Genomic DNA, 15,788 nt, shown 5'->3' on the forward strand with positions numbered 1-15,788 from the left:
TTTCAAAGCGATCGGGATCGCCGGTCATCAAGGTCCGATCCCGCCCGAGCGAACCGCTCCCGCCTCGGTGAAATCCTTTCCGATCCTCTTTGCCAATTCCTCAATGAAGAGGATGTATCTTTGCTGTGGCAATCTCAGCGATTCGGCTTCAGGACCCGCCATGACCAGAGCAAGACGCCGCCGTCTTATCCGTACCCGACGAACCCTGACGGGGGTTGTCCTTGTCGGCGCGATCTCGTTTCTGGCCGGCTTGACCGATGCGACCGGCCTGCTGCTGACCGGCGATTTTGTCTCGTTCATGACCGGCAACACGACGCGGGCGGCCCTCGCCCTGAGCGATGGCAATCTTTACCACGCGGCGGTGCTGATCTCCGCCATTCTCGTTTTCGTGCTCGGCAATGCGGCAGGCATCGTCATCGCCCATGTCTCCGAGCGTCGGATATTCGTCGTGCTCGGCTGCGTCGGTCTCGTCCTGGCGCTCGCCTCGGCGACGACGGTGCAGGGGCTGCTGCTCGCGCGCTTTTACATGATCGTTTTTTCCATGGGCATGGTGAATGCCGCCGTCGAACACATCGAAGGCCTGCCGATCGGGCTGACTTACGTCACAGGCGCGCTGTCGCGCTTCGGCCGCGGCATCGGCCGCTGGATCATCGGCGATCGTCGGATCGAATGGACGATCCAGATCGTGCCCTGGGGCGGCATGGTGCTCGGCGCGATCGCCGGCGCCATTCTGACGCGGCTGACCGGCGCTTATGCCTTGTGGCTGGTCGCCATCTTTGCCATGGCGCTGGCGCTTGCCGCCATGTTCATTCCCCGGCCGCTTCAGCGGCGCTTCAACCAGAAGCTTGCGCCGCACCACTCGGCCGTTGCGCGCGGCAAATAGAACCGTCGCATTCCTGTTACCCCCGAATCGGATAGGAAGGATCGCCGTCCGTCCTCAAGGAGTAGCGTCTTGTTCCTGATTTCGAAGCTTGTCTGGATTTTCGCGCAGCCGCTGTCGCTGGCATTCTTCCTTGTCTTCCTTGCCCTCATTGCCGGCCTGCTGCGCTGGCGCGCCTTGAGTATCCTCGGCGCAGCGGCTTCGGCCTTGATCCTTTTCGTCACGCTCTACACCACGGCCGGCAACCTCATGATGCAGGGGCTCGAGCAGCGTTTCGCCAAGCCCGCCGCCGATCCGGAGAACCTGCAATGCATGATCGTGCTCGGCGGCGCCTTCGAAAACGAGGTGAACACGGTCCGCCACGGCATCGAATTCAATGGCGGCGCCGACCGCTTCGTCGAAGCCCTGCGGCTTGCGCAGAAATTTCCGCAGTCGCGCATTCTGGTGTCGGGCGGTGACGGCTCGCTTTCGGGCATCTACGAAGGCGATGCGGCGGCATCCGAGCGCTTCTTCCCGCTCTTCGGCGTCGGCAGGGATCGCCTGATCGAGGAGAGGCAGTCGCGTACCACCTTCGAAAACGCCATCAACACGAGGGAATTCCTGGCAAGCCAGGGGCTTTCCAATTGCCTGCTGATCACCTCGGGCTTTCATATGCCGCGCTCCGTCGGCATCTTCCGCAAGCTCGGCATCGAGATCGTGCCCTGGCCGACCGATTATCGCACCGACGGTCAGGTGAAGGCGGGTCTGGATTTCACCCAGCCGAACCTCAATGCCCAGAACATGGCGACGGCGATTCGCGAATGGTACGGCCTGGTCGGCTATTATCTCGCCGGCCGGACGTCGGAACTCTATCCGCGCTGAGTTACTTTTTTGAAATGGTGACGAATTTCGTGCCGCGCACGCGGGCCGTCACGATGCAGGGATCACCCTCGGTGCGGTCGCAGAAACGCGGGTGCATCTTCATTGCCAGCACCATGTTGCCGAAGCGCTGGACGAAGTCGTAGCCGTAGATCTGCGCCGTCGCGATCATGAAATAACCGCCTTCGGCCACCTGCAGATAGAAATTATAGGTGCAGCCGTCGTCGTTGCATTGCGGCCCCTTCTGCCCGTCGCAGCTGAGCTGGCCTTCGTTGACCACCGCATCGATCAGCCCGTCATTGTTGATGTCCTGCCGAGTGATAAAGCCGTCGGCGAATTCGGCCACCTTGCACTGCTCCTGGAAATGTTTCTTCTCGTAGATCTCCGGATCGGAGATCAGCGATTGCTGGCCGAAGGCCGCAGCCGGCATGATCACCAGCAGGAGAATGTTCAGAACGGCGAGCACCAGCGTTTTCACGGCTTTCCTCTTTTGGATAAAGCGCTATCGGCTGGCTTTATGGCCGCGCCGCCTTGCGCCGCCCTTGCCGCCGTGGTTTTTGGTGAAATATTCTACGGTTCCGGGGCTCGCATGTCTCTGCTCGTCTATCTCGATTATGCCGGCATTGCGCTGTTTGCCGCCACAGGCGCGCTCGCCGCCTCGCGCAAGCAGCTGGACCTGATCGGCTTTCTGTTTTTCGCCATGGTGACGGGAACGGGCGGCGGCACGGTGCGTGATATCGTGCTCGGCCGCGTGCCGGTCTTCTGGGTGCTGAACCCCGCCTATATCCTTATCTGCTGCGTCATGGGCGTCGTGGTTTTCTTCACCGCCCACCTCTTGGAATCGCGCTATCGCCTGCTGATCTGGCTGGATGCGATCGGCCTTGCCGCCTATTGCGTGCTGGGTGCTGCCAAGGGGCTGGCGGCCACCGGCTCGCCGACCATCGCGATCGTCACCGGCACGCTGACGGCGACCTTCGGCGGCATTCTGCGCGATCTGATGGCAAACGAGCCTTCGGTGCTGCTCAGGCCGGAAATCTACGTGACCGCGGCCCTTATCGGCGCCGGTGTGTTCACGCTCGTCAATGCGCTGGGAATGCCGCTTTATCTGGCGTCTACCTGCGGCGTCGTCGCGGCCTTTGCGGTGCGCGGCGGCGCCCTGTGGTTCGGCTGGACTTTTCCGATTTACAGGCACAAGCCCGGCCGGCACCCCGACGATGTCATGTGACGCCGCGTCGTCAGCTCTGCTTCGCCCGCAGCCGGATCACCACGTCGACATGGGCGATCTCCATGCCCTCGGGCGGCTCGGGCAGATTGGCGATCGTCAGGTTGCTGACCGGAATGTCGAGCACCTCGTTTTCGCCTTCGACGAAGAAATGGTGGTGGTCGGAAACATTGGTGTCGAAATAGGTCTTGGCGCTCTCGACGGCGAGAACGCGGATAAGACCGGCTTCGGTGAACTGGTGCAGCGTGTTGTAGACGGTTGCCAGCGACACCGGCACACCGGCGGCAACCGCCTCCTCATGCAGTTCCTCGACGGTCAAATGCCGGTCGCCCTTGGCAAACAGGAGGTCGCCGAGCGCGACACGCTGGCGGGTGGGACGCAGGCCCGCACCGCGCAGCCTGACCTCTATGGCGATCGGGAGTGCACCCGTCATCAAAACCAACTCCGGTTATTCCTGCATAAAGCAATCATGTTTCTTCAAGCGGTATAACTTTTGCACGGGAGCCTTTCAATAGTTCAATGGGGACAAGAGCCTGATAAACGCGGCGAAAACCGGCTTTTAACGCAAATAGGTCTGGTCGCAGCCCTGGCCTTCCTGTATGCGACCACCAAATAATAGCGCAAGCTTGGTCCGGGACCATGAATGAAGCTGCCTTGCTCATGCTTCATTTTCTGCAGAACTTGGACTACATGTTCACATCCACGGGCTCACGCGGGGGGAAAAAGAAACTTTATGACGACCAGACAGTCCAGCTTCTCGTATGACGAACTCATCGCCTGCGCACATGGCGAGCTGTTCGGCCCCGGCAATGCGCAGCTTCCCCTGCCGCCCATGCTGATGGTTCACCGCATCACCGATATTTCCGAAACCGGCGGGACCTTCGACAAGGGTTACCTCAGGGCCGAATACGACGTGCGCCCCGACGATTGGTATTTTCCGTGCCATTTCGAAGGCAACCCGATCATGCCGGGCTGCCTCGGCCTTGACGGCATGTGGCAGCTGACCGGTTTTTTCCTGGGTTGGCTCGGCGAGGAAGGCCGCGGCATGGCGCTGTCGACAGGCGAGGTGAAATTCAAGGGCATGGTCCGCCCGCATACGAAGCTGATCGAATATGGCATCGACTTCAAGCGTGTCATGCGCGGCCGTCTGGTCCTCGGCACGGCCGACGGCTGGCTGAAGGCCGACGGCGAGACCATATACCAGGCGGCCGACCTTCGTGTTGGTCTCTCGAAAGACAAGACGGCCTGAACCGCATCTTAAGCGGCTCACGAAACAAAAAAGGTTTGATCAGATGAGACGGGTAGTTGTCACGGGTCTGGGTATCGTGTCCTCGATCGGAAACGACGCCGCCGAAGTCACCGAATCCTTGCGGCAGGCAAAGTCGGGTATCTCCTTCTCCAGCGATTTCGCAGAGCACGGCTTCAAATGCCAGGTTTGGGGCAGCCCCAAGCTCGGCGCCGCGGAGCTCGCCGAACTGGTCGATCGCCGCGCCATGCGCTTCCTGTCGCAGGGCGGCGCCTGGAACCATGTCGCCATGAAGCAGGCGCTTGCCGATTCCGGGCTGGAAGAGAAGGACTACGCTCAGAACGAGCGCACCGGCATCATCATGGGCTCGGGCGGCCCGTCCACCCGCACCCTGATCGAGGCGGCCGACATCACCGTCAAGAACAACAGCCCGAAGCGCATTGGCCCCTTTGCCGTGCCGAAGGCAATGTCCTCGACCGCATCGGCCACACTCGCTACCTGGTTCAAGATCCACGGCGTCAATTATTCGATCTCGTCGGCCTGCTCGACCTCGGCGCATTGCATCGGCAACGCCGCCGAGATGATCCAGTGGGGCAAGCAGGACGTGATGTTTGCCGGCGGCCACGAAGATCTCGACTGGACCATGTCCAACCTCTTCGACGCCATGGGCGCCATGTCGTCCAAGTACAACGAGACGCCCGACAGCGCCTCGCGCGCCTATGACGTCAATCGCGACGGCTTCGTCATCGCCGGCGGCGCCGGCGTGCTGGTGCTCGAGGAGCTGGAGCACGCCAAGGCCCGCGGCGCCAAGATCTACGCCGAAATCGTCGGCTACGGCGCAACGTCGGACGGTTACGACATGGTCGCCCCGTCGGGCGAGGGCGCCATCCGCTGCATGCGCCAGGCGCTTTCCACCGTCAAAGGCGACGTCGACTACGTCAACACCCACGGCACTTCGACGCCGGTCGGTGACAGCAAGGAAATCGGCGCCATCCGCGAGGTATTCGGCGCCAGGATTCCGCATATCCAGTCGACCAAGTCGCTGACAGGCCATTCGCTGGGCGCGGCCGGCGTGCAGGAATCGATCTATTCCCTGCTGATGATGCAGAATGGCTTCATCGGCGAGAGCGCCCATATCAGCGAGCTCGATCCCGAATTCGAAGGCGTGCCGATCGTGCGCAAGCGTATCGACAATGCGAAGATCGATATCGCCCTCTCCAACTCCTTCGGCTTCGGCGGGACGAACGCCACGCTCGTCTTCCAGCGCCATAACGGATAATAAAATGACTGGAATCATGCAGGGTAAGCGCGGCCTCATCATGGGCGTCGCCAACAACCACTCGATCGCCTGGGGAATTTCGAAGGCTCTCGCCGCACAGGGTGCGGACCTCGCCTTCACCTATCAGGGCGATGCGCTCGGCAAGCGCGTCAAGCCGCTTGCCGCCGAAGTCGGGTCGGATTTCGTGCTGCCCTGCGACGTCGAGGACATCGCCTCGGTCGATGCCTTGGTCGACGCGATCGAAGGGCGCTGGGGCAAGCTCGATTTCATCGTCCACGCCATCGGTTTTTCCGACAAGAACGAGCTGAAAGGTCTCTACGCCGATACGACGCGCGAGAATTTCAGCCGCACCATGGTCATTTCCTGTTTCTCCTTCACCGAGATCGCCAGGCGCTGCGCGCCGTTGATGGAAGACGGCGGTGCGATGCTGACCTTGACCTATAACGGCTCGACGCGCGTCATCCCGAACTACAACGTCATGGGCGTCGCCAAGGCAGCGCTCGAGGCTTCGGTGCGCTATCTCGCCGCCGATTACGGCCCGCGCGGCATCCGCGTCAACGCCATATCGGCCGGCCCGATCCGCACGCTCGCCGGCGCCGGCATCTCGGATGCGCGCGCGATCCTCTCCTGGAACCAGCGCAATGCGCCGCTGCGCAAGACCGTGACCATCGATCAGGTCGGCAATTCGGCGCTCTACCTGCTTTCGGACCTTTCCGCCGGCGTCACCGGCGAAATCCACTTCGTCGACGCCGGCTTCAACGTCACCTCCATGCCGACGCTGGACACGCTGCGCAGGGCGGACGTGGACTAGCTGTTATCTCGATTTGAAACTCAAAAGGCCGTGCGCAGATGATGCGCACGGCCTTTTTCTATCGAGGGAATGCTCGGTATCGAGGTGCGCCCTATTTTTTTGCCCAGAGAACCTTGAAGCGGGCGTTGCGGCAGGTTTCGCCGCTTTCCCTGAAATTTGCCGCCAGAACCGGCTCGTAGGGCAGGCCGCGATTGGCGACCAGCATCAGGCGGCCGCCGCCGCGAAGCGCGGATGCGGCAGTCTTGATCATCGCCTGGCCGAGCGCCGGCTCGGCGGCGTGCCCTTCGTGGAAGGGCGGGTTCATGATGATGAGATCGTATTTGTCCTTGACCGGCTCGCCCGCCAGATCGTGCCAGAAGAAGCGCGCAGGCGCGTTCGGGCAGTTGTCCGCCAGATTGTCCCTGGCGGCCTCCAGCGCCGCGTGGTCGGCCTCGTAGAGGTCGAGACGGGTCAGTCCACGCGATCTCTGCGCCAGCTCGACGGAGAGATAACCCCAGCCGGCGCCGAAGTCCGCCACGTCGCCGGTAAAATCCTGCGGCAGCCGCGAGGCGAGCAGTTCCGACCCGGCATCGATCCGGTCATGCGAGAACATGCCGGCGGTGGCATTGAAACGGCCGTCGACGCGCACCGGCGCCTTTGCCAGCTTGGAGACGATCTCGTTAGCCTCGGCAGGGCGGCCGAACCAGAAGGCGACACCGTGATACTTCGGCATATGGTCGATGGCGAGACCGAAGCCTTCCAGGCGCTTGCGCAGCGGCTGGATGCCATCTTCCTTGGCGCCGGCAACGACGATCAGGCCGCCTATCCGTGTGCGGGCGATGGCCGCAGCGAGATTGGCCTCGTTCTCGCCCTTGTGCTTCGTGCAGAGCACCAGCGCGGCATCGTAGTCCTCGCCGTCGATCTCGGGTTTGGCGTCGATCCTCTGGGCCAGCAGCTGCCGGTAGAGCGGCCGGAAGCCCTGGACGGCGCTGAGCGAGCCAGCAAAACCTTCCGGCAGCGCAAAGCCTGCCTCAGCGCCGAGGAAGAGCACGCGCTCGCCCTCGCCGGGCGCCTCGACTGTGCCGCTGGCAAAGGGATGGAACAGGGTCTTCAGCGTCTCGCGGCTCATGGGTCTCGTCTCGTTAAAAGCATGTCGCGCAAAGTGTCGAGCGGTTTTGCCGCCGCGACATGCGCAAAACCAGGATACAAAAAGGGCGCGGAAGATTCCCGCGCCCGGATTTCAATCGGGGAGACGCGGCTTATTCGGCCGCTTCTTCCTTCTTCTTCTCGTTCGCGATCTCCTGGCCGGTGGCCTGGTCGACGACCTTCATCGACAGGCGAACCTTGCCGCGTTCGTCGAAGCCGAGCAGCTTGACCCAGACCTTGTCGCCTTCCTTGACGACGTCCTGGGTCTTGGCAACACGCTCGGAGGCGAGCTGCGAGATGTGGACGAGGCCGTCGCGGGCGCCGAAGAAGTTGACGAAGGCGCCGAAGTCGGCGGTCTTGACGACCGTGCCTTCGTAGATCTGGCCGATCTCGGGCTCAGCGACGATCGAGTGGATCCACTTGCGGGCCGCTTCGATTTCCTTGCCGGAGGAGGAGGCGATCTTGACGGTGCCGTCATCTTCGATGTTGATCTTCGCGCCGGTCTTTTCGACGATTTCGCGGATGACCTTGCCGCCCGAGCCGATGACTTCACGGATCTTGTCGACCGGGATGTTCATGACTTCGATGCGCGGAGCGAATTCGCCGAGCTGGCCGCGGCTTTCGGTGATGGCCTTGGCCATTTCGCCGAGAATGTGAGCGCGACCGCCCTGGGCCTGGCCAAGGGCAACCTTCATGATCTCTTCGGTGATCCCGGCGATCTTGATGTCCATCTGCAGCGAGGTGATGCCGTCGGCGGTCCCTGCAACCTTGAAATCCATGTCGCCGAGGTGGTCTTCGTCACCGAGGATGTCGGAGAGGACGGCGAAGCGGTCGCCTTCCAGGATCAGACCCATGGCGATACCGGCAACCGGCTTGGCCAGCGGAACGCCGGCATCCATCAGAGCGAGCGAGGTGCCGCAGACGGTCGCCATCGAGGAGGAGCCGTTCGACTCGGTGATCTCGGAGACGACGCGCAGCGTGTAGGGGAACTGCTCAGGCGTCGGCAGCATCGGACGGATCGCGCGCCATGCGAGCTTGCCGTGGCCGATTTCACGACGGCCCGGGGAGCCCATGCGGCCGGTTTCGCCAACCGAGTAGGGAGGGAAGTTGTAGTGGAGCAGGAAGCGCTCCTTGTACATGCCCGTCAGGCTGTCGACATACTGTTCGTCTTCGCCGGTGCCGAGCGTGGCAACGACGATCGCCTGCGTTTCACCGCGGGTGAACAGCGCCGAACCATGGGTGCGCGGCAGAAGGCCGACTTCCGAAATGATCGGACGAACGGTTTCGAGGTCGCGGCCGTCGATGCGGCTCTTGGTGTCGAGGATGTTCCAGCGGACGATTTTCGCCTGCAGGTGCTTGAAGATCGCGCCGACTTCCTCGGCCGTGTAGCGGGCTTCGCCTTCCTCGGGGAGGAAGTGTGCCTTCACCTTCGCCTTGACGGCGTCGACGGCAGCGTAGCGATCAGCCTTCTGGGTGATCTTGTAGGCCTGGCGAAGTTCGCCTTCGGCAAGGCCGAGCATCTCGGTTTCGAGAGCGGAATAGTCCTCCGGCTGGAAGTCGCGCGGCTCCTTGGCGGCCACTTCGGCGAGCTTGATGATCGCGTCGAGAACCGGCTGGAAGCCCTTGTGGCCGAACATGACGGCGCCGAGCATGACTTCTTCGTTGAGTTCCTTGGCTTCGGATTCAACCATCAGCACGGCGTCGTAGGTGCCGGCGACGACGAGGTCGAGGCTCGATTCGTCCATCTCGTCGAGATGCGGGTTGAGAACGTATTCGCCGTTGATGTAGCCGACGCGCGCACCGCCGACCGGGCCCATGAAGGGAACGCCGGAGAGCGTCAGCGCTGCCGACGCAGCAACCATCGACAATACGTCGGGATCGTTTTCAAGGTCGTGCTGAACGACGGTGACGACGACCTGCGTGTCGTTCTTGTAGCCTTCCGGGAACAGCGGGCGGATCGGGCGGTCGATCAGGCGGGAAACCAGTGTTTCCTTTTCAGACGGGCGGCCTTCGCGCTTGAAATAGCCGCCAGGGATCTTGCCGGCTGCATAGGTCTTTTCCTGGTAGTTGACGGTGAGCGGAAAGAAGTCCTGGCCGGGCTTCGGTGCCTTGGCCGAAACGACGGTGGCGAGAACGACGGTTTCACCATAGGTGGCGAGAACGGCGCCGTCGGCCTGACGGGCGATCTTGCCGGTTTCGAGCTTCAGCGGGCGGCCGGCCCACTCGATTTCGACTGTGTGTGTATCAAACATGACTTGTCCTTCAATGCGGGAGCACGCGCCATCGCCGATATCAAGGCGCAGCGCACAGTCGACCGCAAACAATGTGACGTATCACGGGCAAGACAACGGGAGGCTTTTCATCCGCGGTTTCCTCGGGAAATCCGAGGGTTCCTGGGAAAACCAGGCCAAAGCCTTGAAGAAGCCTTGGCCGAAAGCATCCGGCAATCCTGCCCCATGACAGGTCAACGGTTGGTTTGGCAGAACCGGCCCATCCGGGTCCGCCGGTCGTTCCACCGCTTGGAGATAGGGCGCGGCTGGAACATTTCATCGGGAACCATATCCCGAAACAGGATCCGGCGGGCGCTGGGAAAGCGCCCGCCGGACAATCTTAGCGGCGGATACCCAGGCTGGAAATCAGCTTGGAATAGCGGCCTTCATCCTTCTTCTTGAGATAATCAAGAAGCGAGCGGCGGCTCGAAACCATCGTCAACAGGCCACGGCGGGAATGGTTATCCTTCTTGTGGTCCTTGAAGTGTTCGGTCAGGTTGTTGATGCGTTCGGTCAGGATCGCGACCTGAACCTCAGGAGAACCGGTGTCGCCTTCGGCGGTTGCGTATTCCTTGATCAGCGCAGACTTGCGCTCAGCAGTGATCGACATCGAGTGATCCTTTCTAAGAGAGGAGATAAAGGTCGCCAAAAGCCGGGATGCCGTCCAGCTTTGGCCGTGAATGCGAGCAGGCGAACCTGACGCTGGCGCTGCCTATAAACCAAATAAGCAGCGATGGAAAGAGGGGAGCTGCCGCAGCGGTTTTCAGCGGCTCGCCATGGCCTCCCGGATCATCGCATTGTAGCCCTCCGGATCCTGCAGCATGGCGAAATGGCTGGCGTCTTTCAGGATGACGAGCTTTGCCCCCGGAATCTCTGTCGCCATCATCTGAGTATGGTCGAGCTTCACGGCTTCATCGTGATCGCCGATGGCGAGCGTGACAGGCACCGTGATCTTTGCAAGATCCGCCGCCGTCCAGGCCGGCTGCGTCGCCCACATCTCGGAGATCTGGGTGACGAAGGCGTCGTACTCGTTCGGCGTCGGCGACAGCTTCCGGTACTGTTCGCCGGCGACGTTGATATAGTCGTTGAAGGTCTTGTTGCTCAGGACGTCAGGCTTGACGCCATCGGTCGTGACGTTGGCGGCCTGGGCAATGACGCGGGTCAGCTTTTCCGGATATCTCATCGCCATGTCGATGCCGATAATGCCGCCGTCCGACCATCCCACCAGCGTCACCTTGCCGATCTTCAAATGGTCGAGAAGCGCGGCATAATCCGATGTCATCAGATCGTAGCCGAAAGGCTGTCGGCTGCGCGTCGAGCGCCCATGCCCGCGGCTGTCGGCAACAATGACCAGGTCTTTGGCGAATTCGGCGACCTGGTGACCCCAGACCTCGGCATTGCCAAGCCCGCCATGGATGAAGAGCATCGGCTCGCCTTCGCCATATTCGGCATAATACATCTTGATGTCGTTCACATCGGCCATGCCGCTGGTCTTCGGCAAAGGCATGTCAGGAAAGGCCGGGAGCTCGGCCCATCGCTCGGCCGATTGAGCGCCGGTAACGGCCAGGAACATCGAAAAGAACGTCAGTATGCCGATAGCGGTTGCGCGCATAATCATCCCCCTTGTCGGGCCACCATGGCCCCTCGGGCGGCCAGCGCCCCTCGGGCCGTTATGGCCCGAAAGGAAGATATCGCATCGCTAACGCCTGACAATCGTCAGCTGTACAGCGTCAGCCAAAAACCCGCTTGGGGCGAAACTCGCCCTGGCCGATCTCGCCGATCGCGATCAGCCTGCCGCGGGCCGTCGCATAGGCTTCGCTTTCGGCAACCGGCGCATCGCGGCCGCGCACGAGGATCGGGTTGCCCATTTTCAGCCGGTGCGCCTGGTCGTCGTTGATGACGAGATGGGGCAGGGCCGATAGCGCCTCGCAGGTGTCGATCAGCAGCGCATCGAGGGCGGCGAGCCGCTCGTCCATATCTTCGATCGCCTCAAGCGCCACGAGGGTGGCAAGCGGCACCATGGCCTCTTCCGGGAAGGGCGCGACGAAGGTGCGCCGCAGCCCGGATACGTGGCCGTAGCAGCCGAGTTCCCGGCCGAAATCGCGGGCGAGCGCCCTGACATAGGTGCCCTTGCCGCATTCGACTTCGAAATGCGCGCTGTTGGCGTCCGGGCAGGCGAGCAATGTCAGCCGGAAGATATCGACTTCGCGCGAGGGGATTTCGACGGTTTCGCCTTCGCGCGCCAGATCATAGGCGCGTTCACCCGATATCTTGATCGCCGAAAACTGCGGCGGCACCTGGCTGATGGTGCCGATATAGCCAGGCAGGATATCGCGGATCTGCTGTTCGCTCGGGCGTTTGTCCGAGCTTGCGGTCACTTCGCCCTCGAGATCGTCGGTCGCCCGCTCTTCGCCCCAGCTGACCGTGAATTCATAGATCTTGCGGCCGTCCATCACATAGGGAACGGTCTTCGTCGCATCGCCGAGCGCGATCGGCAGCATGCCGGAGGCGAGCGGATCGAGCGTGCCGGCATGTCCGGCCTTCTGCGCCTTGTAGAGCCACTTGATCTTGGAAACGGCTTCGGTCGAGCCGAAATCCACCGGCTTGTCGAGGATCAGCCAGCCGGAGATCGGCCGGCCCTTGGGTTTGCGTGGTTTGGACATGCGTCTCTTCTGTTTATTGTTCGTCATTATCGCCGTCGAGATCGCGGCTCACCTCGGGCGAGCGCAGCAGCTCGTCGATTTTTTTGTAGTTGTCGAAGCTGGTATCGTCGCGGAAGCGCACCTCCGGCATGTATTTCATCTGCCGAAGCTGCTGCCCCAGCCTGCCGCGGATATACTTGGCATGACGGTTCAATGCCTCGATGACGATGCTGTGGTCGGAAACGCCGAGTGGCGTCACATAGGCGGTGGCGATCTTGAGGTCGGGCGACATGCGCACTTCCGAGATCGAGATCACGGTCGCTTCGATGACGTCGTCGCGCACTTCGCCGCGCTGCAATACCTGGGTGATCGCGGCGCGGACCTGTTCGCCAACGCGCAGCATGCGCTGCGAAGGCGCGGAAGAAGTTGCTCTGGTCATTGTTATCTCTATTTGCCGATGCGGCTGGGAATCGAACCCGTCAAAGGAGAGCGTCCATGACTCTTTTGACTGAAAAGGTCAAGTCGGCGGATACCCGAAAGCCATCCGCCGGGCTGGCGAATGGCTTTCGGAAAGCTGATGCTGCGCTTAAGGCGCGCGGCGGCTTAGAGCGTGCGCGTGATATGCTCGACGCGGAAGCACTCGATGACGTCGCCGGCGCGCATATCCTCGTAGTTTTCGAAGGCCATGCCGCATTCCTGGCCCATCGGCACTTCGGAGACTTCGTCCTTGAAGCGCTTGAGGGTCTTGAGCTTGCCTTCGTGAACGACGACGTCGTTGCGGATGAGGCGGACGCCCGCACCACGTTCGACCTTGCCTTCGACGACACGGCAGCCTGCGACCTTGCCGACCTTGGTGATGTTGAACACCTCGAGGATTTCGGCATTGCCGATGAAGGTTTCGCGCCGTTCAGGAGAGAGCAGGCCCGACATCGCCGCCTTCACGTCATCCACCAGGTCGTAGATGATGTTGTAGTAGCGGATTTCGATGCCTTCGCGCTCAGCGAACTGGCGTGCCTGCGTATTTGCACGAACGTTGAAGCCGATGATGGCCGCGTTCGAAGCTTCGGCGAGCGAGATATCCGACTCGGTGATGCCGCCGGCGCCGGAATGAACGATGCGGGCGCGGACCTCGTCGGTGCCGAGCTTCTCAAGTGCGCCGGCAATTGCTTCGATCGAGCCCTGCACGTCACCCTTGATAACAAGCGGGAACTCCTTGATGCCGGCGCTCTGGCGCTGCATCATCATCTGTTCCAGCGAACCGCGCTGTCCCGACTGACGGGCAGCCGCCTTGTCGCGGGCCAGACGCTGACGATATTCGGAGATCTCGCGGGCGCGGCTTTCGCTTTCGACGACGGCGAACTTGTCGCCCGCCTGCGGCGTGCCGGAAAGACCGAGAACCTCGACCGGGGTCGCGGGGCCGGCTTCCTTCACATGGTCGCCCTTGTCGGTGACCAGGGCGCGCACGCGGCCCCAGACGTCGCCGGCGACGATGATCTGGCCCGGACGCAGCGTGCCCTTCTGGACGAGCACGGTCGCGACCGAACCACGGCCACGATCGAGCTGGGCTTCGATGACGGTACCTTCGGCAGTCCGGTTCGGGTTGGCCTTGAGATCGAGAATTTCCGCCTGCAGCAGGATCGCCTCGAGCAGCTTGTCGAGGTTCTTGCCGGTTTTGGCCGAAACTTCGACGTCGAGCACTTCACCGCCCATGGATTCCACGAAGACTTCGTGCTGCAGCAGCTGGTTGCGGACCTTCTGCGGATCGGCCTCGTGCTTGTCGACCTTGTTGATCGCAACGATGATCGGAACACCGGCCGCCTTGGCGTGGTTGATCGATTCGATCGTCTGCGGCATCACGCTGTCGTCGGCCGCGACGACCAGGATCGCGATGTCGGTCGCCTGGGCACCGCGGGCACGCATCGCCGTGAAGGCGGCGTGGCCGGGGGTGTCGATGAAGGTGATCTTCTGACCGCTCTGCTCCACCTGATAGGCGCCGATATGCTGCGTAATGCCACCGGCTTCGCCGGAGACCACGTTGGCATGGCGGATGGCGTCGAGCAGCGAGGTCTTGCCGTGGTCGACATGGCCCATGATGGTGACGACAGGCGGGCGCGAAACCAGTTCGACGTCCTCGTCGGCGACGTTGAAGATGCCGAGTTCGACGTCGGATTCAGACACGCGCCTGACCGTATGGCCGAATTCGCCGGCAATGAGTTCGGCGAGGTCGGCGTCGATGACGTCGCCCGGCTTCATCATCTGGCCTTCCTTCATCAGGTACTTGATGACGTCGACGGCGCGTTCGGACATGCGCTGCGACAGTTCCTGAATGGTGATGGTCTCCGGCAGAATCACCTCACGGGAGATCTTCTCGCGGGTTTCCTGCATCTGACCGCGGCGGAACTTCTCCTGCCGGCGGCGCATCGCCGAGAGCGAACGGCCGCGGGCATTGTCCTCGCCGTCGACGTTGGCGGTGGAGATCGTCAGCTTGCCGCGACGGCGCTCTTCATCCGTCTTCGGGCGTGTCGTGACCGGCTTTGCCGGTTCCGGGCGAACGACGCGGCCACGGACCGGGCCGCCGCGCGCTGCGCCGCCACGATCGTCCTCTTCCTTTTCGTCGCGGCGGCCGCGAGCGGCGCCGGGGGCAGCAGCGCCTGCTGCCGGACGGGCAGCACCAGGTGCTGCAGCCGCATCGGGCCGACGCGCGGCAGGTGCCGACGATGCCGGCTGCTGCGGCCGCGGGGTGTCGGCGCGTGCTTCGGCCGGAGCCGGTGCTGCTACTGCCGGTTCAGCAACTGGAGCGGGCGCCTCAGCCTGGCGGATGGCCTCTTCGGCGGCCCTGCGGGCAGCTTCTTCAGCTTCGGCTGCCTTGCGGATAACCTCTTCGGCGGCACGGCGCTTTTCTTCCTCGGCGCGGCGGATTGCATCCTGGGCATCACGCGCCTGGGCGTCGGCAAGCGCCCGGCGGCGGGCGTCCATTTCCTCAGGCGACAGATGGTTCAGCACCACCGGACGCGGGCGATCGTTCTGGCGCGGCGCCTGGTGGGACTGCTGCGGACGCTGGTTCGTCTGGCTGTTGTTGTTGCCCTGCTGGATCCGCGGTGCCGGTGCGGCCTGCTGCGGACGCGCCTGCACGGGTGCGGGCGCCGGTTCAGCAGCACGCACGGGAGCCACCGGAGCCACAGGTGTGATCGGCTTTTCGTCTTCCGGGCGCATCGGGCGCCGCTTACGGGTCTCGACGACGACCGCCTTGGTGCGGCCCCGACCCATATCCTGGCGAACGGTGCCCTGGCTCATCCCCGATGGTTTCAGGGTAAGCGTCTTTTTGCCCGTCACGCTGATTGTCTTGTCGTCGTTACTATCGGTCATTCGTTCCCGTTCCTTCGGACAGGGAGCGATGACTAGATCAGACCCTGTCGTTCAATACTTGTCGATCAATGAGAATGCGACCGGCCGAT

At 62.5% G+C, this 15,788-nt stretch carries 15 protein-coding genes; 6 read left to right on the forward strand and 9 right to left on the reverse strand.

The annotated features are described in order from the left end of the window. Window positions 1-160: 160 nt before the first annotated feature. Window positions 161-883 carry a YoaK family protein gene (locus BBJ66_RS00390; RefSeq protein ID WP_071084928.1) on the forward strand — a complete coding sequence of 241 codons (723 nt, stop codon included), beginning with the start codon at window positions 161-163 and terminating at the stop codon, window positions 881-883. Window positions 884-952: 69 nt separating this feature from the next. Then, entirely contained in the window at window positions 953-1,741 is a 789-nt protein-coding gene (locus BBJ66_RS00395; protein ID WP_049731279.1) for a YdcF family protein, read from the forward strand. 1 nt (window position 1,742) lies between these two features. Here BBJ66_RS00395 and BBJ66_RS00400 read toward each other — a convergent pair whose 3' ends face one another. Next, on the reverse strand, window positions 1,743-2,216 hold the full coding sequence (locus tag BBJ66_RS00400) for a hypothetical protein (RefSeq protein WP_049731278.1): 474 nt from the start codon (window positions 2,214-2,216) through the stop codon (window positions 1,743-1,745). Between the two features lie 111 nt (window positions 2,217-2,327). Between BBJ66_RS00400 and BBJ66_RS00405 the strand changes: the two genes are divergently transcribed. Further along, entirely contained in the window at window positions 2,328-2,963 is a 636-nt protein-coding gene (locus tag BBJ66_RS00405) for a trimeric intracellular cation channel family protein (RefSeq protein WP_071084930.1), read from the forward strand. 10 nt (window positions 2,964-2,973) lie between these two features. Here the strand turns inward: BBJ66_RS00405 and irrA are convergent, their stop codons facing one another. Next, window positions 2,974-3,393, reverse strand: a complete 420-nt coding sequence (gene irrA, locus BBJ66_RS00410) for an iron response transcriptional regulator IrrA (RefSeq protein ID WP_049731277.1) — start codon at window positions 3,391-3,393, stop codon at window positions 2,974-2,976. Between the two features lie 300 nt (window positions 3,394-3,693). Here irrA and fabA point away from each other — a divergent pair, with 300 nt between their 5' ends. The 3 genes from fabA to fabI are packed head-to-tail and all read left to right on the forward strand — an operon-like array spanning window position 3,694 to window position 6,296. Continuing rightward, window positions 3,694-4,209 (forward strand): 3-hydroxyacyl-[acyl-carrier-protein] dehydratase FabA, encoded by a 516-nt coding sequence (fabA, locus tag BBJ66_RS00415; RefSeq protein WP_003589358.1) that lies wholly within the window; start codon window positions 3,694-3,696, stop codon window positions 4,207-4,209. A gap of 43 nt (window positions 4,210-4,252) precedes the next feature. Further along, window positions 4,253-5,485: a beta-ketoacyl-ACP synthase I gene (gene fabB / locus BBJ66_RS00420; protein WP_071084127.1), complete on the forward strand. Its 1,233-nt coding sequence runs from the start codon at window positions 4,253-4,255 to the stop codon at window positions 5,483-5,485. Between the two features lie 4 nt (window positions 5,486-5,489). After that, a complete protein-coding gene (gene fabI, locus BBJ66_RS00425; RefSeq protein ID WP_049731275.1) occupies window positions 5,490-6,296 on the forward strand; it encodes an enoyl-ACP reductase FabI in 807 nt (268 codons plus the stop codon). A gap of 91 nt (window positions 6,297-6,387) precedes the next feature. On the opposite strand, the gene BBJ66_RS00430 is transcribed toward fabI, so the two are convergent. The 7 genes from BBJ66_RS00430 to infB all read right to left on the reverse strand — a co-directional run bounded on the left by BBJ66_RS00430 (window position 6,388) and on the right by infB (window position 15,699). Further along, a complete protein-coding gene (locus BBJ66_RS00430) occupies window positions 6,388-7,404 on the reverse strand; it encodes a class I SAM-dependent methyltransferase (protein WP_071084129.1) in 1,017 nt (338 codons plus the stop codon). Between the two features lie 130 nt (window positions 7,405-7,534). Then, on the reverse strand, window positions 7,535-9,673 hold the full coding sequence (gene pnp / locus BBJ66_RS00435; RefSeq protein ID WP_071084932.1) for a polyribonucleotide nucleotidyltransferase: 2,139 nt from the start codon (window positions 9,671-9,673) through the stop codon (window positions 7,535-7,537). 358 nt (window positions 9,674-10,031) lie between these two features. Then, window positions 10,032-10,301 (reverse strand): 30S ribosomal protein S15, encoded by a 270-nt coding sequence (rpsO, locus tag BBJ66_RS00440; protein ID WP_025417456.1) that lies wholly within the window; start codon window positions 10,299-10,301, stop codon window positions 10,032-10,034. 153 nt (window positions 10,302-10,454) lie between these two features. Continuing rightward, the gene (locus BBJ66_RS00445; protein WP_071084131.1) at window positions 10,455-11,303 is read right to left on the reverse strand and encodes an alpha/beta fold hydrolase; all 849 of its coding nucleotides are present in this window, start codon (window positions 11,301-11,303) and stop codon (window positions 10,455-10,457) included. 118 nt (window positions 11,304-11,421) lie between these two features. After that, complete coding sequence (truB, locus tag BBJ66_RS00450; RefSeq protein WP_049731272.1) at window positions 11,422-12,354, reverse strand: tRNA pseudouridine(55) synthase TruB; 933 nt, start codon at window positions 12,352-12,354, stop codon at window positions 11,422-11,424. Between the two features lie 13 nt (window positions 12,355-12,367). After that, the gene (gene rbfA, locus BBJ66_RS00455; protein WP_071084133.1) at window positions 12,368-12,772 is read right to left on the reverse strand and encodes a 30S ribosome-binding factor RbfA; all 405 of its coding nucleotides are present in this window, start codon (window positions 12,770-12,772) and stop codon (window positions 12,368-12,370) included. Window positions 12,773-12,936: 164 nt separating this feature from the next. Continuing rightward, window positions 12,937-15,699, reverse strand: coding sequence for a translation initiation factor IF-2 (gene infB / locus BBJ66_RS00460; protein WP_071084135.1), 2,763 nt, complete (start codon window positions 15,697-15,699; stop codon window positions 12,937-12,939). Window positions 15,700-15,788: the final 89 nt, after the last annotated feature.

Source organism: Rhizobium sp. RSm-3 (assembly GCF_001854685.1).
Lineage (GTDB): Bacteria > Pseudomonadota > Alphaproteobacteria > Rhizobiales > Rhizobiaceae > Rhizobium > Rhizobium ecuadorense.